General features: G+C 64.1%; 22 protein-coding genes and 3 pseudogenes. 10 read left to right on the plus strand and 15 right to left on the minus strand.

The features are described from left to right. Positions 1 to 35 precede the first annotated feature (35 nt). Positions 36 to 596, minus strand: coding sequence for an imm11 family protein (locus ADJ79_RS09305; protein WP_050715719.1), 561 nt, complete (start codon positions 594 to 596; stop codon positions 36 to 38). 1 nt (position 597) lies between these two features. Next, positions 598 to 1,749 carry an AHH domain-containing protein gene (locus ADJ79_RS09310; RefSeq protein ID WP_156304116.1) on the minus strand — a complete coding sequence of 384 codons (1,152 nt, stop codon included), beginning with the start codon at positions 1,747 to 1,749 and terminating at the stop codon, positions 598 to 600. On the opposite strand from ADJ79_RS09310, the gene ADJ79_RS14335 reads away from it, so the two are divergent. Beyond that, entirely contained in the window at positions 1,730 to 2,059 is a 330-nt protein-coding gene (locus ADJ79_RS14335) for a hypothetical protein (RefSeq protein ID WP_146006831.1), read from the plus strand. The genes ADJ79_RS09310 and ADJ79_RS14335 overlap by 20 nt on opposite strands. On the opposite strand, the gene ADJ79_RS14340 is transcribed toward ADJ79_RS14335, so the two are convergent. The 4 genes from ADJ79_RS14340 to ADJ79_RS09320 form a co-directional block, all read right to left on the minus strand. Next, on the minus strand, positions 2,035 to 2,178 hold the full coding sequence (locus ADJ79_RS14340) for a hypothetical protein (RefSeq protein ID WP_156304117.1): 144 nt from the start codon (positions 2,176 to 2,178) through the stop codon (positions 2,035 to 2,037). The genes ADJ79_RS14335 and ADJ79_RS14340 overlap by 25 nt on opposite strands. Beyond that, a complete protein-coding gene (locus ADJ79_RS14345; RefSeq protein WP_156304118.1) occupies positions 2,178 to 2,654 on the minus strand; it encodes a hypothetical protein in 477 nt (158 codons plus the stop codon). The genes ADJ79_RS14340 and ADJ79_RS14345 overlap by 1 nt, the downstream gene beginning before the upstream one ends. Positions 2,655 to 2,857: 203 nt before the next feature. Beyond that, positions 2,858 to 3,334 carry a hypothetical protein gene (locus ADJ79_RS14350; protein ID WP_156304119.1) on the minus strand — a complete coding sequence of 159 codons (477 nt, stop codon included), beginning with the start codon at positions 3,332 to 3,334 and terminating at the stop codon, positions 2,858 to 2,860. Positions 3,335 to 3,340: 6 nt separating this feature from the next. Further along, the gene (locus tag ADJ79_RS09320) at positions 3,341 to 4,324 is read right to left on the minus strand and encodes a peptidoglycan recognition family protein (protein ID WP_050715722.1); all 984 of its coding nucleotides are present in this window, start codon (positions 4,322 to 4,324) and stop codon (positions 3,341 to 3,343) included. 194 nt (positions 4,325 to 4,518) lie between these two features. Between ADJ79_RS09320 and uvrC the strand changes: the two genes are divergently transcribed. After that, positions 4,519 to 6,498 carry an excinuclease ABC subunit UvrC gene (gene uvrC, locus ADJ79_RS09325; RefSeq protein WP_050715723.1) on the plus strand — a complete coding sequence of 660 codons (1,980 nt, stop codon included), beginning with the start codon at positions 4,519 to 4,521 and terminating at the stop codon, positions 6,496 to 6,498. Positions 6,499 to 6,782: 284 nt separating this feature from the next. Here the strand turns inward: uvrC and ADJ79_RS09330 are convergent, their stop codons facing one another. Both ADJ79_RS09330 and ADJ79_RS09335 read right to left on the minus strand, forming a co-directional pair. Beyond that, positions 6,783 to 7,520 carry an SIMPL domain-containing protein gene (locus ADJ79_RS09330; protein WP_050715724.1) on the minus strand — a complete coding sequence of 246 codons (738 nt, stop codon included), beginning with the start codon at positions 7,518 to 7,520 and terminating at the stop codon, positions 6,783 to 6,785. Between the two features lie 62 nt (positions 7,521 to 7,582). Then, positions 7,583 to 7,993, minus strand: a complete 411-nt coding sequence (locus tag ADJ79_RS09335; protein WP_146006828.1) for a hypothetical protein — start codon at positions 7,991 to 7,993, stop codon at positions 7,583 to 7,585. A 163-nt stretch (positions 7,994 to 8,156) separates the two neighbouring features. Here ADJ79_RS09335 and ompR point away from each other — a divergent pair, with 163 nt between their 5' ends. The 3 genes from ompR to ppk2 all read left to right on the plus strand — a co-directional run bounded on the left by ompR (position 8,157) and on the right by ppk2 (position 12,013). Then, positions 8,157 to 8,888 (plus strand): two-component system response regulator OmpR, encoded by a 732-nt coding sequence (gene ompR / locus ADJ79_RS09340; protein ID WP_050715726.1) that lies wholly within the window; start codon positions 8,157 to 8,159, stop codon positions 8,886 to 8,888. 125 nt (positions 8,889 to 9,013) lie between these two features. Next, entirely contained in the window at positions 9,014 to 10,474 is a 1,461-nt protein-coding gene (locus ADJ79_RS09345; protein WP_050716548.1) for an ATP-binding protein, read from the plus strand. 333 nt (positions 10,475 to 10,807) lie between these two features. Next, positions 10,808 to 12,013, plus strand: a complete 1,206-nt coding sequence (ppk2, locus tag ADJ79_RS09350; RefSeq protein ID WP_050715727.1) for a polyphosphate kinase 2 — start codon at positions 10,808 to 10,810, stop codon at positions 12,011 to 12,013. 625 nt (positions 12,014 to 12,638) lie between these two features. On the opposite strand, the gene ADJ79_RS09355 is transcribed toward ppk2, so the two are convergent. Beyond that, positions 12,639 to 14,501 carry an extracellular solute-binding protein gene (locus tag ADJ79_RS09355; protein ID WP_050715728.1) on the minus strand — a complete coding sequence of 621 codons (1,863 nt, stop codon included), beginning with the start codon at positions 14,499 to 14,501 and terminating at the stop codon, positions 12,639 to 12,641. Between the two features lie 42 nt (positions 14,502 to 14,543). On the opposite strand from ADJ79_RS09355, the gene fabI (ADJ79_RS13275) reads away from it, so the two are divergent. After that, entirely contained in the window at positions 14,544 to 15,350 is an 807-nt protein-coding gene (fabI, locus tag ADJ79_RS13275; RefSeq protein WP_050715729.1) for an enoyl-ACP reductase FabI, read from the plus strand. A gap of 3 nt (positions 15,351 to 15,353) precedes the next feature. Here fabI (ADJ79_RS13275) and ADJ79_RS09360 read toward each other — a convergent pair. Further along, positions 15,354 to 16,925 (minus strand): annotated as a pseudogene (locus ADJ79_RS09360) (extracellular solute-binding protein); the annotation flags it as partial. A gap of 42 nt (positions 16,926 to 16,967) precedes the next feature. Between ADJ79_RS09360 and fabI (ADJ79_RS13280) the strand changes: the two are divergent. Next, complete coding sequence (fabI, locus tag ADJ79_RS13280; protein WP_050715729.1) at positions 16,968 to 17,774, plus strand: enoyl-ACP reductase FabI; 807 nt, start codon at positions 16,968 to 16,970, stop codon at positions 17,772 to 17,774. Between the two features lie 3 nt (positions 17,775 to 17,777). Here fabI (ADJ79_RS13280) and ADJ79_RS09365 read toward each other — a convergent pair. After that, positions 17,778 to 19,349 (minus strand): annotated as a pseudogene (locus ADJ79_RS09365) (extracellular solute-binding protein); the annotation flags it as partial. Between the two features lie 42 nt (positions 19,350 to 19,391). Between ADJ79_RS09365 and fabI (ADJ79_RS13285) the strand changes: the two are divergent. Next, positions 19,392 to 20,198, plus strand: coding sequence for an enoyl-ACP reductase FabI (gene fabI / locus ADJ79_RS13285; protein WP_050715729.1), 807 nt, complete (start codon positions 19,392 to 19,394; stop codon positions 20,196 to 20,198). 3 nt (positions 20,199 to 20,201) lie between these two features. Here fabI (ADJ79_RS13285) and ADJ79_RS09370 read toward each other — a convergent pair. Further along, positions 20,202 to 21,773: pseudogene (locus ADJ79_RS09370) on the minus strand (extracellular solute-binding protein); the annotation flags it as partial. Positions 21,774 to 21,815: 42 nt separating this feature from the next. On the opposite strand from ADJ79_RS09370, the gene fabI (ADJ79_RS09375) reads away from it, so the two are divergent. Then, positions 21,816 to 22,622, plus strand: coding sequence for an enoyl-ACP reductase FabI (fabI, locus tag ADJ79_RS09375; protein WP_050715729.1), 807 nt, complete (start codon positions 21,816 to 21,818; stop codon positions 22,620 to 22,622). 98 nt (positions 22,623 to 22,720) lie between these two features. Here fabI (ADJ79_RS09375) and ADJ79_RS09380 read toward each other — a convergent pair whose 3' ends face one another. Next, positions 22,721 to 23,071, minus strand: coding sequence for a YgiW/YdeI family stress tolerance OB fold protein (locus tag ADJ79_RS09380; RefSeq protein WP_050715730.1), 351 nt, complete (start codon positions 23,069 to 23,071; stop codon positions 22,721 to 22,723). Between the two features lie 285 nt (positions 23,072 to 23,356). Here ADJ79_RS09380 and ADJ79_RS09385 point away from each other — a divergent pair, with 285 nt between their 5' ends. Beyond that, positions 23,357 to 23,629, plus strand: a complete 273-nt coding sequence (locus ADJ79_RS09385; RefSeq protein ID WP_050716549.1) for an oxidative damage protection protein — start codon at positions 23,357 to 23,359, stop codon at positions 23,627 to 23,629. A gap of 102 nt (positions 23,630 to 23,731) precedes the next feature. Here the strand turns inward: ADJ79_RS09385 and ADJ79_RS09390 are convergent, their stop codons facing one another. Together ADJ79_RS09390 and ADJ79_RS09395 are read right to left on the minus strand one after the other, a co-directional pair. Then, entirely contained in the window at positions 23,732 to 24,136 is a 405-nt protein-coding gene (locus ADJ79_RS09390) for a hypothetical protein (RefSeq protein WP_050715731.1), read from the minus strand. 14 nt (positions 24,137 to 24,150) lie between these two features. Continuing rightward, positions 24,151 to 24,753 carry a TIGR00645 family protein gene (locus ADJ79_RS09395; protein WP_050715732.1) on the minus strand — a complete coding sequence of 201 codons (603 nt, stop codon included), beginning with the start codon at positions 24,751 to 24,753 and terminating at the stop codon, positions 24,151 to 24,153. Positions 24,754 to 24,796: the final 43 nt, after the last annotated feature.

Genomic DNA, 24,796 nt, shown 5'->3' on the forward strand with positions numbered 1-24,796 from the left:
TTCAAATCCTATCCCGGGCGCGCCGTCCGATTTATTTATGGCAGAGGCTGAAAGCGAAAGCCCGTGAGCTTGCATTCATTCACGCGGGCAATGAATTCGTCGCTGACGTAGGTCGTGTTGCGCACCAATTGAGGAATTCTGAAAATAGGCGGCAATTCTTTTGCATCCGCTCGCAAGACGTAATGATCTATATCCATGAGCCTGCCGCTTGAAAAATACGCGATGGTGGATTTTTCTTCGTCCACCACATCCACGATGCGGGTTGGGTTGAATCCATAGTACTGCATGGCTTCATCCATTTTGATGGGCGCCAGCTCGCCATTGCGGCTGAGCATGTCGCCCAAGGCCTGCACGGCGCGCTCAGAAAAGGTGGGAATGGGCGTCAGCCCGATATGGGTGAAATCGGGCAGAACGTTGGATCTATTTTCTTTTCCGATCCGGTTGCGTATGCCTTGCGGAACGGGATATTTACCATTGCGGGGCGTGCCGTCAAACAGACTAAAATGACTGCGGAGATTATACCATTTGGATTCTTCTTCTGAATTCCCAAAAAGAAAGGAGGCGTAACCTTCAAAATTGCATTTCAGTATGTGCATACTATTCTTTCGGAGGAACCGGTTTAGAACCGGGATAAGTGCCATCAAGCAGACGCTCGCGAATTCTGTCCAGTGTATTAATAGCATCTTCGCGATTTTCGACATAGTCGAAATCTTGCGCTAATGCATCGTAATAGTCATCACTATGCAAACTCGGATGGTAAGCCCCTGGCGCCGTGCTGCCGGGCCGGCTGGGCAGGAAAACACCGTTTGCTGCTGAATTCAGGTCTATGGGCGGGTTGAAGCTGCCCAACAGGTCGCGGATGCGCTGGGCGCGGCGGTCGCCATAGGGCACGATGTGGTGCGCAGCGGTGTCTGGCGGCCTTGGCACGCCTGCGGCTTCAAGGTTGCCGCCCAGTATCTCGGAAGGCGTTTTGTCCCGCACCTGATCGTCCCTGTCTGGCGGCGGCGCAGAAGGGTTGATCAGCGGCGCGGGGGCTGCCGGAATGTGGATTTGCGGCAGCAGCGAGGGCAAGGGCGGCAGTGAGTCCTCGCCATAACCCGGCGTGCCGCGCGGCCTCTCAAGGCGCGGGTCATAGCCGGGCGGGCCATAGGTGTCAGGCGGCGGCGCGAGCGGGAAGCCGCCGCCCACGGCGCCAGGGCCGATCCAGAGCGGGGGCGCAAGCTGGACCAGGGGTGTATTGACGGGGCCGGGCGCGGGCAAATCAGGATGCCAGCGGCCATCGGGGTCGAAATCGAATACGCGGCCGGTTGGCCCGGGACTGCCGCCTTGCGAGCCGGGAGCGTTGCCAGGGCCGCCGCTGGGCAGGCCCGCCGGTGAGCCGCTGCCTGCCGAGCCGCCGCCTGTTGAACCGCCGCCTGGCGCGCCGCCCTCTGGCGAGCCGCTGCCCGGCGTGGGGCCAATGGAGCCTGAGGCGTTGTTTGATGGCTTGCCGTTACCGGGCAGCAGTCTGGGTGAAGTCAGGGTTTCGCAGCCGCTGCCGTCATGCCTGCGCACGCGGCGCGATGAAGCGCCGTCTCTGCGCCAGTCATCGTCGCCGTCATCGCAGCTTGGCGAATCGTGCCAGTCATAAGGCGCATCGTGATCGCTTTTTGCGGCTGCCTGCTCCTGCTGCCCCTGCTGGCCGGGCAGGCGTTCCGGCTTCCGGGCGCGGGCGGGCATCTGGCTGGCAATGGAAAGCGGCAGCGGCAACTGGGTCAGATCCGTCTGCGCGCCTTGGCCTGCGGCGGGAGAAGGCGGGACGGAAGGCTCGGGCGCCTCGAAAATTGACCATCGTGCCAATACGGATGGAACGCCGCAGGCATTGATTCTTCAGCACGCGTATGCCAAGCCATCCTTGATGGCCATTCCTGAAAACCGTCGCGCTGAAAACATGGCGGAGAACCCAGGCCAATTCACGCGGCCGCGCCTGCTGGTTGATTTTCCCTTTGGCAGAAACCGGCAAATTCACGGAATTCCGGGCCTGGCAAATGACAATCAGGCGCGCCCTTCACTGCCATGATGAACGGTGATGCCAATATAAGAAACGGACAACAAAAATGGCCCCGCGCATGGCTGGCCCAGAATTTTCATCACCCGCAAAAATGCAGCCTGCCTGGCATGCGCCGGGACGGTTTTCATTACCAGAATGGCGAAAAACCGCAATCCGCTTTCGAGCAAAAGAAGAAATATTCCTGGTAGTCTCCTCCATCAATTCTGATGAGACCTGCACGGCTGGGCCTAATGCCCCATTCTGCTTTGCGTCCGCCTTGCAGCGTCATAGAGCCATAAGCGCTGCATGGAACCATGGTTAGCGTATGCATCCAGTCTTGGCCGCTGATTTGCCGCGCTTTTGAGAAATAGCGCCGCACCGTGGCAGCGTCCGGATGAAATGTATTGCAGTCCGGCTCTCCCGCTTCCTTTTCGCTTTCACTGTAACCTTCCACCTGAATCGTTTCGATCGGCGGCAATGGTGATGGGCATAGCGTGACCGTGTCGTCTGCAAAGTCCTCTTCCAATATATCCAAGCAGGCATCATGAACAGGCATTTCTTGGGCCAAGGACATGACGCCAAGCGTCATAATGAAAGGCAGGCAAACCAGCCATTTGAAATTCATGATGATTTATCTCCATCGAGCTGTCAGCGCTTCCGAACCTGTTTTACGGGAAACTGTTGAATGAGCAAAAACTTCCGATTCTGGTATTGAATATTCATTGCGCGGATTTCTGGCGGGGCATTGGAGCTTATGCGTGTCATCGTCTCCAAAACAAATTGCCTTCATGCGCTGCGCTTGAAGGCAATTGTTGAAATGGCCGCTTGTTACCAGAATGGCGGGAAACCGCAATCTGTTTTCGAGCAAAAGAAGAAGTATTCCTGATAGTCTCCTCCATCAATTCTGATGAGAGCTGAACGGTTGGGGCTAATACCCCAGCGCGCTCTGCGCCCATCTTCCAGCGTCATGGAGCCAGAAGCGCTGCATGAAATCATGGTTAGCTTATGCGTCCAGTCCCAGCGGCTAATTTGCCGCGCTTTTGAAAAATAGCGCCGCACTGTAGCGGCGTCCGGATGAAATGTATTGCAATCCGGCTCCCCTATTCCTTTTTTGCTCTCACTATAACGTTCCACCTGAATTGTCTTGATGGGCGGCAGTGACGAGGGGCATAGCGTGATCGTATCGTCAGTAAAATCCTCTTCCCCGATCTCCACACAAGTATCGCGCTCAGGTATTTGCTGGGCTAAAGACAAAGCGCCAGGCGTCAGAATGAAAGGCAGGCAGACCAGCCATTTGAAATTCATGACATTTTATCTCCATTGAGCTGTCAGCGCTTCCGAACCTGTTTTGCGGGAAACTGTTGGATGAGCGAAGACTTCCGATTCTGGTATTGAATATTCTCTGCGTAGCTGCTGCGTCAGCCATCGGAGGGACTCATTCTGTTGTAATGTTACCTGCTCGAATACGGAATAATTGTCTTTATTTTTACTTTCCTTGATTTCTTCCCGCATCCGGATGGCGACATCAGCCGACAGATTTTCATATTTCAGCATCTTCCCGTCTGTGGTGGTAATCAGGAAGTTGAAACTGCCATCCAGATTGCTGGTTTCCTGATGACTTTTGGCTTTATAAGCCATGCCTACCAGTTCAATTCCAATGGAGTCGCTATTGGAAGGGAAACGGTCGCCAACCGGTTTTTTACTTTCCCGCAGGGATTCTCCTTCTGGGTCATGTTTTTGATTCAGCTTCATTTCTTGAGGCGAACAGCTTTCTTCCTGCGCACAGCGGCTCCTGAGCCGCCCCACATGGTTTGTTTTCCGCTTCAGCGAAGCGGTCTGATAAATGGTTCCGTCCTTGTCAATCAAAAAGTGAGCGCCATTGGCTCCTTTTAGCGCATAACTATTCAGGGTGGAAGAAACCGATGGCGAGTTCGTCTGATGGATGATCAACCCATTCACCTTTGGCATTTCCATACGCTCAATCTTCGGGCTGATGGTTTCGCGCCCTGCCGCCGTTTTCAGCAGGACTCTTTCATGCTGGACGTGGCCTTTGTCGTCAATGTTGAGCTGGGAGGCGCCGGTTGCCGCGCCTTTGGCGTTTGCCGCTGCGGCTTGCTGCTGGCCAGCCAGGGGCGGGCGGGCATCGCGCGCCATCCGCGTGAGCGTTTGGCCGTTGCCGGGCGTGGAGGGGCTGGAGGCTGGCTGCGGGCTGTCTGCGCCGGTGGGCTGCAGCTGGGGCGCATCGGGCAGGGATTGAAGGCTGCTGCGGGAGGCAGTGCTGGATATTCCGTTCATGGCCTGCTCCTTGATGAAAACCCTGACATTCGGGCAGTCCGAAGGCTATACGTAATATTTATTCCTTGCAATATATATGTTTCGTTTATGGCTGATATGTTCGTAAAACTTGTCAATTGTCATTTTTCACATACTAACCGGACGCTTGTCCCTGCTGCCGCCGCCATTTCAGCCCCCTTCGTACACTTCATCCAATGACCGGGTCTGACGCGCTTTCTTCTTCATCTTCCGCCGCTGCCGCCCACTCGCCGCAGTTGCTGGCCCAGGTGGCCGCGCTGCCGGCGCTGCCGGGGGTGTACCGCTACTTTGACGAAAAGGGCCAGGTGCTTTATGTGGGCAAGGCGCGCAATCTGAAAAAGCGCGTGTCCAGCTATTTTCAAAAGAACCACGGCGGCACGCGCATTGGCCACATGGTCAGCAAGATTGCGCGGCTGGAGACGACGGTGGTGCGTTCCGAGGCCGAGGCGCTGATTCTGGAAAACAACCTGATCAAGCAGCTCGCGCCCAAATACAACATTCTTTTTCGCGACGATAAAAGCTACCCCTATCTCAAGCTGACGGGCACGGGGCATGAAAAAGACACGCCGCCGCCTGCGGCCCCCAGCGCGCTGGCGCACGCGCGGCTGGCTTATTACCGTGGCGCGGTGGATCGCAAAAACCGCTATTTCGGCCCTTATCCGAATGCCTGGGCGGTGAAAGAAACCATCGAGCTGCTGCAGAAGGTGTTTCGCCTGCGCACGTGTGAAGACTCGGTTTTTGCCAATCGCACGCGGCCTTGCCTGCTTTATCAAATCAAGCGCTGCACCGCGCCTTGCGTGCGCCTGATCAGCCATGAGGATTACGCGGCGGACGTGGCGCGCGCCGGGCAGTTTTTGCGCGGCGAAACGCAGGCGCTGCTGCAATCGCTGCAAGCGCGCATGGCGGCGCATTCGGAGGCGCTGGAGTTCGAGCAGGCCGCCGTGCTGCGCGACCAGATTGCCGCGCTCTCGCGCGTGCTGCACCAGCAGGCGGTGGAAACGGGTGGCGAGGCTGACGCCGACATTCTGGCCGTGAAGGTGCAAGGCGGCCGCGCGTGCGTGAACCTGGCAATGGTGCGCGGCGGCCGCCACCTGGGCGACCGCGCCTACTTTCCCGCGCAAGTGCAAGACGCGCTGGCAGGCGAGCGGCTGGATGAAGCCGGGCACGACAGCATCGAGGCGCGCGTGCTCGATGCCTTCATCGCCCAGCACTACCTGCACGTGCCCGCGCCCGCGCACCTGATTGCCAGCGCGCCCGTTTCCGCTGCGCTGCTGGACACGCTGGCGGGCAAGGAAGAGCGCCGCATCACCGCCACCTGGGCGCCGCGCGGCCAGCGCCGCGTGTGGCTGCAAATGGCCGAGCAAAACGCCGCCTTGCAACTGGCCCGCCTGCTGTCGGAAGAAGGCTCGCAGCAGGCCCGCACCCGCGCCCTGGCCGAGGCGCTGAACCTGCCTGATGACGATCTGGACAACCTGCGCATCGAGTGTTTTGACATCAGCCACACCGCTGGCGAGGCCACGCAAGCCAGCTGCGTGGTCTTTCACCACCACAAGATGCAGAGCAGCGAATACCGCCGCTTCAAGATTGAAGGCATCACCGGCGGCGACGACTACGCCGCCATGCGCCAGGCGCTTGAGCGCCGCTACGGCAAGCTGGCCCAGGCGCTGCACGGCGACGAGCCGCAAGAGGTGGAAGCCGCGCGCGCGCGCCTGCCCGATCTGGTGCTGGTCGATGGCGGCAAAGGGCAGGTTGCCGTGGCGCGCGAGGTGTTCGCCGCGCTGGGGCTGGAGCTTTCGCGCATCGTCGGCGTGGAAAAAGGCGAAGGCCGCAAAGTGGGCCTGGAGGAGCTGGTCTTTGCCGACGGCCGCCCCAAGGTCTGGCTGGGCCACGACAGCGCCGCGCTCATGCTGGTGGCGCAAATCCGCGATGAAGCCCACCGCTTTGCCATCACCGGCATGCGCGCCGCGCGCGCCAAAACCCGCGTGGGCGGCAGCCGCATTGAAGAAATTCCCGGCATCGGCCCCCGCCGCCGCGCGCGCCTGCTGCAACGCTTTGGCGGCGCGCGCGGCGTGGAAAACGCCAGCGTGGACGACCTCGCTACCGTGGAAGGCATCTCCCGCACCCTGGCCGAGGCCATCTACAAGGCGCTGCATTGAGCGGCCGCCCGGCGCCTGTGCAGCGCCCGCTCGCGAAGGAAGGCAGTCCAGGCAGGCGGAAGGCGGGCTTATTTCGCTCCTTTATCAATAGCATGAGGTCCTAGTGGAAAGGGCGCGAGGCGGCATTTCAGATGCCCTGAATTCGCTCCTTTTTTAAAAGCCTATTTGCAATCTGCCTGCGGGCACAAAAGCGTGGACTCAAGCGGTTTGCGCCTTGCGGCTTATCCCGATCTGCTCTTTCGCCCCTCTCGGCCAGACTCTGAACTGGTTTAAAGCAAAACGAATTACTGCGCCTGCACCGAGCCGGAAACCGTTACGCGCACCGTGCTGGTTCCTGGCTCTACGGCTACAGCGGCCTTTTTGCTCAGCAGGCTGGCTGATTCAGGCGCCGCCGCATACATGGCGCGCGGCATGAATTCATCGTTTTCATTGCCCACGCTCACTTCGCGCAGGGTGTAGCTGGCAAAACCAAAGGCGCGGGTGATTTCGGCGGCGCGCGCCTTGAAGGCATCAATGGCCTGCTTCTGCGCTTCGGTCTGCGCCTTGGCGCGCTGCTCGCGGCTCAGGTCGAACTCCACATGAGAAACCGTCATGGCGCTCACGCGCGCCGCCGCTGCGGTAATGCGCGGAAAGTCGCGCCCTTGCAGCAGCACCGAGGCGCGGCCCTGCCAGCCGCTGATCTTGTTGTTGCGGTCATAGCGGGGAATCACGCTGAATTCGCCCGTTTGCACGTCCATTTGCTGAGGTTCGGCGGTTTTTCTGGCTTCTGACAAGGCAGCGTCCAGTGCCGCGCGCAGGTTTTCCTGCACCTGAGCGGCAGAAGCGCCTTCGCGGTCGGCGGAGAGCGTCAGCATGAGCAAGTCCTGTCGGACTTCAACGCTGCCCTGGGCAGCCAGCTGGAGAACGTTCTGGGGAGCGGTCATGGTCATTGGGCGGGTTTCAGCCTGCGCCGCAGCGGCCAGCGCGAGCAAGGCGGCGCACAGTCCGAGGCGCGGGGCAGGCGAGAGTCGGGAAGAGGTCATGAGATTGAAAAGATGAAAAAAAGCCGCCAGAACCCGGCGGCAAGGGGAAAAAACACGAAAACTCAGTCCGTGCTGCTTGCGCTGCCGACTGACGCCGGCACTTGAAGCGTTGCCAACGCAGGCGGCGCTTCACCCGTAGCTATTGGCATGGAAACCACGGCGCCATTGGCGCTGCCGGCAGCCGCAGATGGCGGTGCCGCTGGAGTCATGTGCGCGGCCATCTGGGCCGCCATGTGGGCTGCGTCGTGCGCCGTGTAGCCGCGCACCTGTTCGCGCAGCAAGGCGCGCTCTTCGGCAGAAAGGCGGCGCTGCGTGGCGCGCTGCATGGCGGCAGGCGTGCGGTAATGCGCTTCAATGCTGTTCCACAAGTCGCTGCGCTGAACGCCAGGCGCGCCTTCGCCTGCTGGCTGCGCCCAGCAAGGGCTGGCGGGCCAGATGAAGGCGAACAAGAGGATTGAACGGACTGCTGACATGGCGCAGCGGAGCTTCGCACAAACGCCCGCATTTGCCACTCCCCGGCATGGCCGGTCAGTGGCAACAGACGTAACACAGTGAAATCCGGGCTGAAAAACTCCGTTTTTCGCGTTTTGTCAAGGCCACAATCGCCACCGTTACAAATTCGACCTCAGGAGAATCATGAACCAGCTCGCCAATCGCACCGACAAGATCGTGGTCGTTGATGACGACGCCCGCATTCGTGACCTGCTGCGCCGTTATCTGGCGCAGGAAGGCTTTGAAGTGATCGTGGCCGAAGACGCCAAGGCGCTGTCACGCATCATGCTGCGCGATGCCGTGGACCTGATCGTGCTTGATTTGATGATGCCTGGCGAAGACGGCCTGTCCGTCTGCCGCCGCCTGCGCGCTGCGGGCGACAAAACGCCCATCATCATGCTCACGGCCAAGGGCGAGGATGTGGACCGCATCGTGGGCCTGGAAGTGGGCGCGGATGACTACCTGGGCAAGCCCTTCAATCCGCGTGAGCTGCTCGCGCGCATTCACGCCGTGCTGCGCCGCCGCCCGCCGCTGGAAGCGCCTGGCGCGCCCGCTGCCGAGAGCGAGTCGGTGAGCTTCGGCCCCTTCGTGTTTGATCTGAGCGCTCGCTCGCTGCACAAAAACGGCGTTGAAATCTCCCTGACCACGGGCGAATTCGCCATGCTCAAAGCGCTGGTGCGCCATCCGCGCCAGCCGCTGTCGCGCGAAAAACTCGCCCAGCTGGCGCGCGGCCGCGAATTCGAGCCGTTCGACCGCAGCCTGGACGTGCAGATTTCCCGCCTGCGCAAACTCATTGAGCAAGACCCGGCCAGCCCGCGCTATATCCAGACAGTGTGGGGCGTGGGCTATGTTTTCGTGCCTGACGGCGCCAACTGATTTGCGCTGACCGCGCGCTTTGTCCGCTCTGGCCTGCCAAGGAAACACGGCGGGCCATTTTTGTATGCCTTTCTTTCCCAAACCCGCACATGTCTGACAGCGCCGAATTGTTCGATTCCATGAGCATGCCGCTGGAAGGGCTGCCGCCGTCCGCTTCTTCTCCCCAGAAAAGCCCGGCGCGCCGCAAGCGCAGGCGCTCCGGCACGGGCCTGAGCCTTTTCTGGCGCACCTTCTTTCTGCTGGCGCTGATGCTGCTGGGCAGCGCTCTGGCGTGGTATCAGCTTTTTCGCACGCTGGAGCACGAGCCGCGCGCCATCCAAAGCGCGCGGCAGGTCGCCTCGCTGGTCAATCTCTCGCGCGCCGCGCTCATCCACTCTGACGCCATCGCCCGCATCTCTCTCATCAAAACGCTGGCCGAGCAGGAAAAAGTGCGCATCGCTCCGCACGAGCCTGATGACCGCTTCACCCTCTTTGACAACAGCCCCCTGGAGCAGCGCATCAGCGAGGAACTCGTGGCGCGCCTTGGCCCCGGCACCCTCGTGGCCAGCCGCGTCAATGACGAGCCGGGCCTGTGGGTCGGCTTTTCCATCGAGGGCGACTCCTACTGGCTGCTCATGGACCGCTCGCGCGTGAGCGCCGTGCTGGGCGGCGGCGCCTGGCTGCTGTGGATCGTGGGCCTGTGCGCCACCTCCCTTGTGGGCGCCGCCTTGCTGGCGCGCCTGATCAACCGCCCGCTCAAAGACCTGGCCGTGGCCGCCGCCAGCGTGCGCAGCGGCGACTACGTAGGCCACCGGCTGGAAGAAAACGTGGCCTCGCGCGAAGTGCGGGAAGTCAATGTCGGCTTCAACCGCATGGCCGACCAGCTCTCGCAGATTGAGCTGGACCGCGCCCGCATGCTCGCCGGCATCTCGCACGACTTACGCACCCCGCTGGCCCGCCTGCGGCTGGAAACCGAAATGAGCGTGCCCGACGAACAGGCCCGCGAGCACATGGCCGCCGACATCGCGCAGGTGGACTCCATCATCAACAAATTCCTCGATTACGCCCGCCCTGAAGAAGTGGAAATGCACCCTGTCAGCCTGGCCGAAGTCATTGAAGGCTGCATCTACCCCTTCAGCACCCGGGAAGACATCCGCATCAACGCCACCATTCCGCTGGATCTGCGCGTCATGGCTGACGAAGTGGAGCTGGGCCGCGTGTTTTCCAACCTCATCGAAAACGCCCGCCGCTACGGCAAAACGCCCGGCACCGGCATCACCACCGTGGACATCAGCACCAACTTGCACGAAGGGCGCGTTTTCGTGCGCGTGCGCGACCACGGCCCCGGCGTCTCCGCCGACAACCTGCCCAAGCTCACCCGCCCGTTCTTCCGTGGCGACAGCGCCCGCACCGAAGCCACCGGCGCGGGCCTGGGCCTGTCCATCGTCGTCAAGATGGTGCAGAACATGGGCGGCCTGCTGCGCCTGACCAACAGCCTGGAAGGCACCGGCCTGGTCGCCACCATCCGCCTGCAGCAAGCGGCCGCCCAGCCGCAGACAGGCAGCCGCCGCAATGGCCGCAGCCGCAAGGCCGAACCGCAAGCCTGAGGGCCTGTTCAAAGCCACGCCGTGGGCGTGAAAAGCGCGGACCCGGGCGCTCGTGGGCGCCGCAAATTCTTGTCAGGCCACAGTGTTATTCGCTACTCTATACATAGCATGATGTCCTGATGGAATCTGCGCCAAACGCATTTTTTTACCCTGTTAGGTCTGCTCTTGTTTTTGATGCAAATGAACGCACTGCCGCTTGCAGCGGCGCTCCTGCCGTTTTCTCTTTTGCTGCGCGGCAACACTGAGGCGGGCGGTCTTATCAAACATCAAGGCGCGCCCGCGTGAACAGGCACATAGTTCAAAATTTTTGATACCTGAAGGAGCATAAAAACGATGGCACGAGACGATGCACAGAAACCCCAGGCCGCCAAGGCCAAGAGCGGCAAGAGCGCGCCGGCAGCCAAGGCGGCCCAGCCGGCAGCCGCCAAAACCGGCAGGCGCGCGCCCGAAGTGCGGCCCGCCGCTGCAGGCGACACACCGCCTTCGCTGCAACGCAAGGACATTGAAAACTTCGTGGCCCGCAAAAGCGCTGTTGCCGCGCAAGACACGCTGGTTTCCGCCGCGCAGGGCCTGATTGACCCGCAGGCGCCCGGCACGCCCGCCGAGCGCGCCAAGGCGCTGCGCGCCCTCATCGAAGGCGCCTCGCCCGACGATCAGCGCGCGCTGCGCAAGGCGCTGGAGCGCCACGCCACCCTCTCGCCGGGCAAGGTCAATCCTGACGAGGAGCTGGCCGATGACTGGCGCGAAGGCGGCTACCCCTACAAGAACCTGCTGCGCCGCAGCACCTACGAAAAGCAGAAATTCCGCCTGCAAGTGGAGCTGCTCAAGCTGCAAGCCTGGGCCAAGGAAAACGGCCAGCGCATCGTCATCCTCTTTGAAGGGCGCGACGCCGCTGGCAAGGGCGGCACCATCAAGCGCTTCATGGAGCACCTCAACCCGCGCGGCGCGCGCGTGGTCGCCCTTGAAAAGCCCACCGACGCCGAGCGCGGCCAGTGGTACTTCCAGCGCTACGTGCAGCACCTGCCTACGCATGGCGAAATCGTGCTGTTTGACCGCAGCTGGTACAACCGCGCGGGCGTGGAGCGCGTGATGGGCTTTTGCACCAATGACGAATACCGCGAATTCATGCGCCAGGCCCCCGAATTCGAGCGCCACCTCGTGCACTCGGGCATCCACCTCATCAAGTTCTGGTTCAGTGTGAGCCAGGAAGAGCAGCGCCGCCGCTTTGCCGAGCGCAGGGCGCACCCGCTCAAGCAGTGGAAGCTCAGCCCCATCGACAAGGCCAGCCTCGACAAGTGGGACGACTACACCCGCGCCAAGGAAGCCATGTTCTTCGAGACCGACACCGCCGACAGCCCGTGGATCGTCATCAAAAGCGACTGCAAAAAGCGCGCCCGCCTGAACGCCATGCGCTACGTGCTGCACAAGCTGCCCTATACCAACAAGGACGTCACGCAGATCGGCAAGCTCGATTCCCTGATCGTGGGCCGCGCCTACGCCGTCTATGAGCACGGCGAAAAACCACCCCTGATGCCCTGATCCGGACGCGGGGCCGCCCGCCTCGCGCCGCCATTGCGCGGATAGGCCGTCGCGCGGCGGCCCCATCTGGCCAGCGGTGCGCCCTGCTGGCTCGCCTGACCGTCAGGGGCGGAAAAACGAATCGGGCCAGGCCAGGAGTTTCGCCTCTCTTAGCTCCTTGTTCCATAGCATGAGGTCCTAGTGGAGCGTGCGCGAAATGGCCCTTCAAACCTATCAAATTAGCTCCTTTTTTTAATGCCATGCGGCATGGCTGAGGCCAGCCCCGCTGGCTCGGCTCTCCCTTTCATCCCTGCGTCCGCCCTGGGCCTGCAGCGCGGGCGCTTTCCATGCGCCCTGCATGAGCAGGCCGCGAGCAGGTTCTGCTTTCCTCGCCCGCACCCACGGCGCTGGTGCATCCCTGCGCAGGCGCTGCCGCGATGCGCAGCTGGTTTGGGAGCGCGCAGCCCTTCATTTCACATCAGAAAGAGGAGCAAATTTGAAGGGATCAAAACCGGTTCTTGCGCCCATTTCACTAGGACATTACGCTATTGAAAGCAGAGCGTAATAACTCCTTCCACTCACGGCCTGCGGCCGGGCCGAAGCGGCAAAACGCCAGCCGCCGCCCGCCGGGGCAGGCAGGCCGCCTTCATGGCGCGCCGTGCTGGCTGGCCGCCGCTTCGGCGCTGCGCGCCCACCACGTCCAGATGGCCCAGGTTTCGGCCTGAAAGTAGGCGGGCGTGACGGCGGGCGGGTGCAGGCGCCAGGCGTTGTAGGCCATGTTGTGCACGGGCGAATACCACTGGGGCAGCAGGTAGTGGCTGTGGGTGATGACGCGCTCCAGCGCCCGGCAGGCGGCCAGGTAGTCCGCGTGCCCGCGCGCGCCGACCATGCGGGCAATCAGCTCATCAATGGCGGCGCTGGCGGCGCCGGGGTAGTTGCCCGAGCCTTCGGCGCGGGCGGCGGCGCTGCCGAAAAGCTCGGCCATTTCCTGCCCCGGCAAGGCGGCGCCGGCATAGGCCAGCGACGTGATGTCAAAGTCAAACCGGTCCAGCCGCTGCTGGTAGAGGGCGAAATCGACGGCGCGCAGGCTCAGGCGCACGCCGATTTTTTCCAGGTTGCGCTGCCACGCGCCCACCACGCGCGCGCCTGCTTCGCTGCTGTCCAGGTATTCCAGCGCCAGGGGCTGGCCTTGCGCGTTGCGCAGCCAGCCGCTGGCGTCGGGCCGCCAGCCGGCCTCGGCCAGCAGCGCCTGGGCGCGGCGCAGGTTGTGGCGCAGGCCGTGGGGGCCGTCTTCGGGGCGGTCGGTGCGCGGCGGCTCGAAGGCGGCTCCGAAGGCGGCGGCGGGAATTTGGGCGCGCAGCGGCTCCATCAGGGCCAGCTGGGCGGCGTCGGGCAGGCCCTCGGCGGCGCATTCGGTGTTGCCGAACAGGCCCTTGACGCGGTTGTAGCTGCCGTAGAAAAAGCGCCGGTTCATCCACTCATAGTCCAGCGCCAGGCCCAGCGCCTGCCGCACGCGCGCATCTTGCAGGGCCGGGCGGCGGCTGTTGAGCACATAGCTTTGAAAGCCGGTGGGCAGCCGGTGGCGAAAGCTGCCTTTGACCAGCTCGCCCGTGGCAAAGCGCTTGCCGCTCATGCGCCGCGCCCAGTCGCCAGCGGAGAACACGCGCATCAGGTCGAACTCGCCCGCCTTGAAGGCTTCCAGCCGGGCGGTGTTGTCGCGGTAAATCTTGACGAGGATGCGGTCGAAATGGCCCGTGCCGCGCCGCACGTTCAGATCGCTCCCCCAGTAAGCGGGGTCGCGCACGTAGGTGATGTCTTTGCCAAAGCGAACGGGGCCGATGCGGTAGGGGCCGCTGCCAATGGGCGGCTCCATCACCACTTCATTGAAGGGCTTGCCCTGGCCCCACTGGCGGCTGAACACGGGCAGCGCGCCCACGGTCAGGGGCAGCTCGCGCGAGGGCTTTTTGAAGCGAAAGCGCACGGTGCGCTCATCCAGCACATCAGCGCCCGCCACATCGGCCATCAAAGTGGCGTAAGCAGGGCGGGCGTGGGGGCCGGTGAGGGTGTCAAAACTGTGCTTGACATCTGCGGCCAGCACCGGGTCGCCGTTGTGAAAGCGCGCCTGCGGCCGCAGGCGGAAAGTGGCCGAAAGGCGGTCGGGCGCCACCTCCACATCTTCGGCCAGCAGGCCGTAGGCGCTGCCCGCTTCGTCCAGCGAGCCGATGAGCAGGGTGTCAAACAGCAAGTCATCCAGATACGCAGGCGCCGTGCCTTTGAGGGTGAAGGGGTTGTATTTATCGAAAGTGGACACGCGAAAGCTGCTGACCAGCCGCAGCTCGCCGCCCTTGGGCGCGTCGGCATTCACGTAGTCGAAATGGGCAAAGCCGGGCGGGTATTTCAGCTCGCCCCACAGGGCGTAGCCGTGGGCGGCGAAGGCGGCGGGGGCGGCCAGCGCGGCAGTCAGAGTCAGCCCCGCGCAGGCCCGTGCAAAGCGGCGGATTCGATACATTCGCGGATTCTGTCTCACACGCACTCACCGGAGTTTTCATTCATGACACAGGGTTTTCTGGCGGGCAAGAAGCTGCTCGTGACCGGCGTTTTGTCCAACCGTTCCATTGCCTACGGCATTGCCCGCGCCTGTCGCGCGCAAGGGGCCGAGCTGGCTTTCAGCTACGTGGGCGAGAAGTTCAAGGGGCGCATCACCGAGTTCGCCGCCGAGTTCGGCAGCAAGCTGGTGTTTGATTGCGACGTGGCCGATGACGCGCAGATTGAGCGCCTGTTCGCCGATCTGGGCGCGGCCTGGGGCCGGTTTGACGGCTTTGTGCACTCCATCGGCTTTGCGCCGCGCGAGGCGATTGCGGGCAATTTTCTGGATGGCCTGTCGCGCGAGGGCTTTCGCATCGCGCACGACATCAGCGCCTACAGCTTTGCCGCCATGGCCAAGGCGGCGCTGCCGTATCTGAACGACCGCTCGGCGTTGCTGACGCTGAGCTATCTGGGTGCGCTGCGCGCCATTCCCAACTACAACACGATGGGGCTGGCCAAGGCCAGTCTGGAAGCGGCGGTGCGCTATCTGGCCGAGGCGCTGGGCCGCACGGCCGATGGCCGCTGCGTGCGCGTGAACGGCATCAGCGCCGGCCCCATCAAGACGCTGGCGGCCAGCGGCATCAAGGACTTTGGCAAGCTGCTGGGCCGCGTGGCCGACGCCGCGCCGCTGCGCCGCAACGTGACGATCGATGACGTGGGCAACGTGGCAGCCTTTTTGCTGAGCGACCTGGCCGCAGGCGTGACGGCCGAAATCACCTACGTGGACGCAGGCTTCAGCCAGACGGCCGGACTGTCGGCGGACATGGTCTGAAGCCCCCTGCTCTTCGGCGCGGGCGGCGGCGCTGCCGAAAAGCTCGGCCATTTCCTGCCCCGGCAAGGCGGCGCCGGCATAGGCCAGCGACGTGATGTCAAAGTCAAACCGGTCCAGCCGCTGCTGGTAGAGGGCGAAATCGACGGCGCGCAGGCTCAGGCGCACGCCGATTTTTTCCAGGTTGCGCTGCCACGCGCCCACCACGCGCGCGCCTGCTTCGCTGCTGTCCAGGTATTCCAGCGCCAGGGGCTGGCCTTGCGCGTTGCGCAGCCAGCCGCTGGCGTCGGGCCGCCAGCCGGCCTCGGCCAGCAGCGCCTGGGCGCGGCGCAGGTTGTGGCGCAGGCCGTGGGGGCCGTCTTCGGGGCGGTCGGTGCGCGGCGGCTCGAAGGCGGCTCCGAAGGCGGCGGCGGGAATTTGGGCGCGCAGCGGCTCCATCAGGGCCAGCTGGGCGGCGTCGGGCAGGCCCTCGGCGGCGCATTCGGTGTTGCCGAACAGGCCCTTGACGCGGTTGTAGCTGCCGTAGAAAAAGCGCCGGTTCATCCACTCATAGTCCAGCGCCAGGCCCAGCGCCTGCCGCACGCGCGCATCTTGCAGGGCCGGGCGGCGGCTGTTGAGCACATAGCTTTGAAAGCCGGTGGGCAGCCGGTGGCGAAAGCTGCCTTTGACCAGCTCGCCCGTGGCAAAGCGCTTGCCGCTCATGCGCCGCGCCCAGTCGCCAGCGGAGAACACGCGCATCAGGTCGAACTCGCCCGCCTTGAAGGCTTCCAGCCGGGCGGTGTTGTCGCGGTAAATCTTGACGAGGATGCGGTCGAAATGGCCCGTGCCGCGCCGCACGTTCAGATCGCTCCCCCAGTAAGCGGGGTCGCGCACGTAGGTGATGTCTTTGCCAAAGCGAACGGGGCCGATGCGGTAGGGGCCGCTGCCAATGGGCGGCTCCATCACCACTTCATTGAAGGGCTTGCCCTGGCCCCACTGGCGGCTGAACACGGGCAGCGCGCCCACGGTCAGGGGCAGCTCGCGCGAGGGCTTTTTGAAGCGAAAGCGCACGGTGCGCTCATCCAGCACATCAGCGCCCGCCACATCGGCCATCAAAGTGGCGTAAGCAGGGCGGGCGTGGGGGCCGGTGAGGGTGTCAAAACTGTGCTTGACATCTGCGGCCAGCACCGGGTCGCCGTTGTGAAAGCGCGCCTGCGGCCGCAGGCGGAAAGTGGCCGAAAGGCGGTCGGGCGCCACCTCCACATCTTCGGCCAGCAGGCCGTAGGCGCTGCCCGCTTCGTCCAGCGAGCCGATGAGCAGGGTGTCAAACAGCAAGTCATCCAGATACGCAGGCGCCGTGCCTTTGAGGGTGAAGGGGTTGTATTTATCGAAAGTGGACACGCGAAAGCTGCTGACCAGCCGCAGCTCGCCGCCCTTGGGCGCGTCGGCATTCACGTAGTCGAAATGGGCAAAGCCGGGCGGGTATTTCAGCTCGCCCCACAGGGCGTAGCCGTGGGCGGCGAAGGCGGCGGGGGCGGCCAGCGCGGCAGTCAGAGTCAGCCCCGCGCAGGCCCGTGCAAAGCGGCGGATTCGATACATTCGCGGATTCTGTCTCACACGCACTCACCGGAGTTTTCATTCATGACACAGGGTTTTCTGGCGGGCAAGAAGCTGCTCGTGACCGGCGTTTTGTCCAACCGTTCCATTGCCTACGGCATTGCCCGCGCCTGTCGCGCGCAAGGGGCCGAGCTGGCTTTCAGCTACGTGGGCGAGAAGTTCAAGGGGCGCATCACCGAGTTCGCCGCCGAGTTCGGCAGCAAGCTGGTGTTTGATTGCGACGTGGCCGATGACGCGCAGATTGAGCGCCTGTTCGCCGATCTGGGCGCGGCCTGGGGCCGGTTTGACGGCTTTGTGCACTCCATCGGCTTTGCGCCGCGCGAGGCGATTGCGGGCAATTTTCTGGATGGCCTGTCGCGCGAGGGCTTTCGCATCGCGCACGACATCAGCGCCTACAGCTTTGCCGCCATGGCCAAGGCGGCGCTGCCGTATCTGAACGACCGCTCGGCGTTGCTGACGCTGAGCTATCTGGGTGCGCTGCGCGCCATTCCCAACTACAACACGATGGGGCTGGCCAAGGCCAGTCTGGAAGCGGCGGTGCGCTATCTGGCCGAGGCGCTGGGCCGCACGGCCGATGGCCGCTGCGTGCGCGTGAACGGCATCAGCGCCGGCCCCATCAAGACGCTGGCGGCCAGCGGCATCAAGGACTTTGGCAAGCTGCTGGGCCGCGTGGCCGACGCCGCGCCGCTGCGCCGCAACGTGACGATCGATGACGTGGGCAACGTGGCAGCCTTTTTGCTGAGCGACCTGGCCGCAGGCGTGACGGCCGAAATCACCTACGTGGACGCAGGCTTCAGCCAGACGGCCGGACTGTCGGCGGACATGGTCTGAAGCCCCCTGCTCTTCGGCGCGGGCGGCGGCGCTGCCGAAAAGCTCGGCCATTTCCTGCCCCGGCAAGGCGGCGCCGGCATAGGCCAGCGACGTGATGTCAAAGTCAAACCGGTCCAGCCGCTGCTGGTAGAGGGCGAAATCGACGGCGCGCAGGCTCAGGCGCACGCCGATTTTTTCCAGGTTGCGCTGCCACGCGCCCACCACGCGCGCGCCTGCTTCGCTGCTGTCCAGGTATTCCAGCGCCAGGGGCTGGCCTTGCGCGTTGCGCAGCCAGCCGCTGGCGTCGGGCCGCCAGCCGGCCTCGGCCAGCAGCGCCTGGGCGCGGCGCAGGTTGTGGCGCAGGCCGTGGGGGCCGTCTTCGGGGCGGTCGGTGCGCGGCGGCTCGAAGGCGGCTCCGAAGGCGGCGGCGGGAATTTGGGCGCGCAGCGGCTCCATCAGGGCCAGCTGGGCGGCGTCGGGCAGGCCCTCGGCGGCGCATTCGGTGTTGCCGAACAGGCCCTTGACGCGGTTGTAGCTGCCGTAGAAAAAGCGCCGGTTCATCCACTCATAGTCCAGCGCCAGGCCCAGCGCCTGCCGCACGCGCGCATCTTGCAGGGCCGGGCGGCGGCTGTTGAGCACATAGCTTTGAAAGCCGGTGGGCAGCCGGTGGCGAAAGCTGCCTTTGACCAGCTCGCCCGTGGCAAAGCGCTTGCCGCTCATGCGCCGCGCCCAGTCGCCAGCGGAGAACACGCGCATCAGGTCGAACTCGCCCGCCTTGAAGGCTTCCAGCCGGGCGGTGTTGTCGCGGTAAATCTTGACGAGGATGCGGTCGAAATGGCCCGTGCCGCGCCGCACGTTCAGATCGCTCCCCCAGTAAGCGGGGTCGCGCACGTAGGTGATGTCTTTGCCAAAGCGAACGGGGCCGATGCGGTAGGGGCCGCTGCCAATGGGCGGCTCCATCACCACTTCATTGAAGGGCTTGCCCTGGCCCCACTGGCGGCTGAACACGGGCAGCGCGCCCACGGTCAGGGGCAGCTCGCGCGAGGGCTTTTTGAAGCGAAAGCGCACGGTGCGCTCATCCAGCACATCAGCGCCCGCCACATCGGCCATCAAAGTGGCGTAAGCAGGGCGGGCGTGGGGGCCGGTGAGGGTGTCAAAACTGTGCTTGACATCTGCGGCCAGCACCGGGTCGCCGTTGTGAAAGCGCGCCTGCGGCCGCAGGCGGAAAGTGGCCGAAAGGCGGTCGGGCGCCACCTCCACATCTTCGGCCAGCAGGCCGTAGGCGCTGCCCGCTTCGTCCAGCGAGCCGATGAGCAGGGTGTCAAACAGCAAGTCATCCAGATACGCAGGCGCCGTGCCTTTGAGGGTGAAGGGGTTGTATTTATCGAAAGTGGACACGCGAAAGCTGCTGACCAGCCGCAGCTCGCCGCCCTTGGGCGCGTCGGCATTCACGTAGTCGAAATGGGCAAAGCCGGGCGGGTATTTCAGCTCGCCCCACAGGGCGTAGCCGTGGGCGGCGAAGGCGGCGGGGGCGGCCAGCGCGGCAGTCAGAGTCAGCCCCGCGCAGGCCCGTGCAAAGCGGCGGATTCGATACATTCGCGGATTCTGTCTCACACGCACTCACCGGAGTTTTCATTCATGACACAGGGTTTTCTGGCGGGCAAGAAGCTGCTCGTGACCGGCGTTTTGTCCAACCGTTCCATTGCCTACGGCATTGCCCGCGCCTGTCGCGCGCAAGGGGCCGAGCTGGCTTTCAGCTACGTGGGCGAGAAGTTCAAGGGGCGCATCACCGAGTTCGCCGCCGAGTTCGGCAGCAAGCTGGTGTTTGATTGCGACGTGGCCGATGACGCGCAGATTGAGCGCCTGTTCGCCGATCTGGGCGCGGCCTGGGGCCGGTTTGACGGCTTTGTGCACTCCATCGGCTTTGCGCCGCGCGAGGCGATTGCGGGCAATTTTCTGGATGGCCTGTCGCGCGAGGGCTTTCGCATCGCGCACGACATCAGCGCCTACAGCTTTGCCGCCATGGCCAAGGCGGCGCTGCCGTATCTGAACGACCGCTCGGCGTTGCTGACGCTGAGCTATCTGGGTGCGCTGCGCGCCATTCCCAACTACAACACGATGGGGCTGGCCAAGGCCAGTCTGGAAGCGGCGGTGCGCTATCTGGCCGAGGCGCTGGGCCGCACGGCCGATGGCCGCTGCGTGCGCGTGAACGGCATCAGCGCCGGCCCCATCAAGACGCTGGCGGCCAGCGGCATCAAGGACTTTGGCAAGCTGCTGGGCCGCGTGGCCGACGCCGCGCCGCTGCGCCGCAACGTGACGATCGATGACGTGGGCAACGTGGCAGCCTTTTTGCTGAGCGACCTGGCCGCAGGCGTGACGGCCGAAATCACCTACGTGGACGCAGGCTTCAGCCAGACGGCCGGACTGTCGGCGGACATGGTCTGAAGCCCCCTGCTCTTCGGCGCGGGCGGCGGCGCTGCCGAAAAGCTCGGCCATTTCCTGCCCCGGCAAGGCGGCGCCGGCATAGGCCAGCGACGTGATGTCAAAGTCAAACCGGTCCAGCCGCTGCTGGTAGAGGGCGAAATCGACGGCGCGCAGGCTCAGGCGCACGCCGATTTTTTCCAGGTTGCGCTGCCACGCGCCCACCACGCGCGCGCCTGCTTCGCTGCTGTCCAGGTATTCCAGCGCCAGGGGCTGGCCTTGCGCGTTGCGCAGCCAGCCGCTGGCGTCGGGCCGCCAGCCGGCCTCGGCCAGCAGCGCCTGGGCGCGGCGCAGGTTGTGGCGCAGGCCGTGGGGGCCGTCTTCGGGGCGGTCGGTGCGCGGCGGCTCGAAGGCGGCTCCGAAGGCGGCGGCGGGAATTTGGGCGCGCAGCGGCTCCATCAGGGCCAGCTGGGCGGCGTCGGGCAGGCCCTCGGCGGCGCATTCGGTGTTGCCGAACAGGCCCTTGACGCGGTTGTAGCTGCCGTAGAAAAAGCGCCGGTTCATCCACTCATAGTCCAGCGCCAGGCCCAGCGCCTGCCGCACGCGCGCATCTTGCAGGGCCGGGCGGCGGCTGTTGAGCACATAGCTTTGAAAGCCGGTGGGCAGCCGGTGGCGAAAGCTGCCTTTGACCAGCTCGCCCGTGGCAAAGCGCTTGCCGCTCATGCGCCGCGCCCAGTCGCCAGCGGAGAACACGCGCATCAGGTCGAACTCGCCCGCCTTGAAGGCTTCCAGCCGGGCGGTGTTGTCGCGGTAAATCTTGACGAGGATGCGGTCGAAATGGCCCGTGCCGCGCCGCACGTTCAGATCGCTCCCCCAGTAAGCGGGGTCGCGCACGTAGGTGATGTCTTTGCCAAAGCGAACGGGGCCGATGCGGTAGGGGCCGCTGCCAATGGGCGGCTCCATCACCACTTCATTGAAGGGCTTGCCCTGGCCCCACTGGCGGCTGAACACGGGCAGCGCGCCCACGGTCAGGGGCAGCTCGCGCGAGGGCTTTTTGAAGCGAAAGCGCACGGTGCGCTCATCCAGCACATCAGCGCCCGCCACATCGGCCATCAAAGTGGCGTAAGCAGGGCGGGCGTGGGGGCCGGTGAGGGTGTCAAAACTGTGCTTGACATCTGCGGCCAGCACCGGGTCGCCGTTGTGAAAGCGCGCCTGCGGCCGCAGGCGGAAAGTGGCCGAAAGGCGGTCGGGCGCCACCTCCACATCTTCGGCCAGCAGGCCGTAGGCGCTGCCCGCTTCGTCCAGCGAGCCGATGAGCAGGGTGTCAAACAGCAAGTCATCCAGATACGCAGGCGCCGTGCCTTTGAGGGTGAAGGGGTTGTATTTATCGAAAGTGGACACGCGAAAGCTGCTGACCAGCCGCAGCTCGCCGCCCTTGGGCGCGTCGGCATTCACGTAGTCGAAATGGGCAAAGCCGGGCGGGTATTTCAGCTCGCCCCACAGGGCGTAGCCGTGGGCGGCGAAGGCGGCGGGGGCGGCCAGCGCGGCAGTCAGAGTCAGCCCCGCGCAGGCCCGTGCAAAGCGGCGGATTCGATACATTCGCGGATTCTGTCTCACACGCACTCACCGGAGTTTTCATTCATGACACAGGGTTTTCTGGCGGGCAAGAAGCTGCTCGTGACCGGCGTTTTGTCCAACCGTTCCATTGCCTACGGCATTGCCCGCGCCTGTCGCGCGCAAGGGGCCGAGCTGGCTTTCAGCTACGTGGGCGAGAAGTTCAAGGGGCGCATCACCGAGTTCGCCGCCGAGTTCGGCAGCAAGCTGGTGTTTGATTGCGACGTGGCCGATGACGCGCAGATTGAGCGCCTGTTCGCCGATCTGGGCGCGGCCTGGGGCCGGTTTGACGGCTTTGTGCACTCCATCGGCTTTGCGCCGCGCGAGGCGATTGCGGGCAATTTTCTGGATGGCCTGTCGCGCGAGGGCTTTCGCATCGCGCACGACATCAGCGCCTACAGCTTTGCCGCCATGGCCAAGGCGGCGCTGCCGTATCTGAACGACCGCTCGGCGTTGCTGACGCTGAGCTATCTGGGTGCGCTGCGCGCCATTCCCAACTACAACACGATGGGGCTGGCCAAGGCCAGTCTGGAAGCGGCGGTGCGCTATCTGGCCGAGGCGCTGGGCCGCACGGCCGATGGCCGCTGCGTGCGCGTGAACGGCATCAGCGCCGGCCCCATCAAGACGCTGGCGGCCAGCGGCATCAAGGACTTTGGCAAGCTGCTGGGCCGCGTGGCCGACGCCGCGCCGCTGCGCCGCAACGTGACGATCGATGACGTGGGCAACGTGGCAGCCTTTTTGCTGAGCGACCTGGCCGCAGGCGTGACGGCCGAAATCACCTACGTGGACGCAGGCTTCAGCCAGACGGCCGGACTGTCGGCGGACATGGTCTGAAGCCCCCTGCTTTTCAGAACCTGTTCACAGACACGAAAAAAGGGCGCGCGGCGCCCTTTTCTCATGGCAGACGGCGTCTGCCCGAGGCAATCGCTTTGTTACTGCACGATGCGCAGCGCATCCACGTCGATCTCGGTGGTTTCCATCACGTCAGCGTCAACTTCACCCACGATCTCCACCGTGGTGCTGGCCGCAATGGGCTGGCCTTGCGGGAACAGATGGCCGTCAATGTCCACGCGGATTTCGCCCGTGCCGTCGGAGAAGATGTATTTGTCGCCGCGTAGCTGGCGCACGATCTTGCCGCGCAGGGTCACATGCTGGTCATCCACGGGGTGGGCCAGAATGGCCTGCACGCTGGCAGGCGCAGGGGTCGAGCCAGGGCCGGCGTACTGGGCGAAGGAAGCGGCAGCAGCGGCCATCAGGGCCAAGGCGAGAGCGGTTTTTTTCATGGCGTCTCTGAAAAAAGTGGAGAGAAAGGCGCGCATTCTGGCGGCCTGCCGCGCGGCGGCGCGGGCGCTGCCATCTAAATTGAGCGTTTAATGGGTGTATCAGAAAGCAGGGGGCGCGCTTGACGCACCCCCGCTTTCTTTCTGCCGCTGCCGCCGGTTTGCGCGCTGACCTCCGGCTTTCAATTCCCTGGCCTCCAATTCCGCCTGGGCATTGGGGGCAAGAGCGGCTTGATACAGTCGCCGCTTTTTCCGCTTCTTCTTACTGCAAGACAAAGGCATTTGCACATGGCACGCATGGTTCACTGCATCAAGCTCGGCAAAGAGGCCGAGGGACTGGACTTTCCGCCCTATCCGGGCGAGCTGGGCAAGCGCATCTGGGAAAGCGTGAGCAAGCAGGCTTGGCAAGACTGGCTGCGCCACCAGACCATGCTCGTGAATGAAAACCGCCTGAACATGGCCGACCAGCGCGCCCGCGAATACCTCAAGCGCCAGATGGAGGCGCACTTCTTCGGCGCGGGCGCCGATCAGGCCGCAGGCTACGTGCCGCCCACCCAGTAAGCGCCCAAAGAGCGCTCCGGGAGCATCCGCCAGAAAGGGCGACCGCGCGAAGCGGTTGCCCTTTTGCTTTTTTGCGCTGCCTTCGCGCTGCCGGGGGCGCTTTCAGCCGCTGGCGGCGGGCGGGCGCTCCAGCCGCCACTGCGTCAGGCGGCCATGGACGAATTCCGCCGTCACGCTGGAGCCGCCGCCATCGCGCCAGCGCCAGGCTTCGGCCTGCGGCTGGCTGGCTGGCTCCACGCGTTCGCCCAGCGCGCCCGTCATGGCCACCACATGCAGCAGCGGCAGGCGCGGGCGCAGGCGGGCGTTGAGCATCACGGCGCTGTCCACATAGCCCAGGGGCCGCGCGGCGGCGCGGCGCATCACCGCCAGCAGCCGCGTGCAGTGCAGCAGCGCCCACAGCACCACGCCGCTGGCCGCCAGCGCCAGGGCTGGCCAGCCGCCCTTGAGCCAGGCCGCAGACAGCAAACCCAGCAAGGCCAGGGGCACAAGCAGGCGCGCGGCGTTCATGCCTTGCGGACCGCTCAATGCCCGCCGTGCGCGGCGGCGGAGGTCATCAGCCGGTCCACCAGGGCGATGGCCAGCGCCGACAGCAAAAAGGTGAGGTGTATGCCTGTTTGCGCGATCAGCATGCGGTCGGAATAGTTGTCGGCGTTGATGAAGGTTTTGAGCAGGTGGATGGAGCTGATGCCGATGATGGACAGCGCCAGCTTCACCTTCAGCACGCTCGCGTTCACATGGCTGAGCCATTCCGGCTGGTCGGGGTGGTCCTCCAGGTTCAGGCGGCTGACAAAGGTCTCGAAGCCGCCGACGATCACCATGATCAGCAGGTTGGAAATCATCACCACGTCAATCAGCGCCAGCACCACCAGCATGATGACCGTCTCATTCAGCGCCGCCACGGGCGCGCCGCTCTTGTAGCCAATGCTCTCCACCAGCGCCTGCAAGGCATGCTTGTTGCCAAAGGCCGCTTCCACCAGATGCCACAGCTCCATCAGAAAGTGCGCCACATAAACGCCTTGCGCCACGATCAGCCCCAGATACAGCGGCAATTGCAGCCAGCGGCTGGCAAAAATCAGGGCGGGCAGAGGCCGCAGGCGCGGCGGCGAGAGATCGGCTTGATTCATGACGGGGCGTGAAGAAAAAAGCGGCGGATTTTAAAAATCTTGC

Source organism: Ottowia sp. oral taxon 894, from assembly GCF_001262075.1.
Taxonomy (GTDB): domain Bacteria; phylum Pseudomonadota; class Gammaproteobacteria; order Burkholderiales; family Burkholderiaceae_C; genus Ottowia; species Ottowia massiliensis.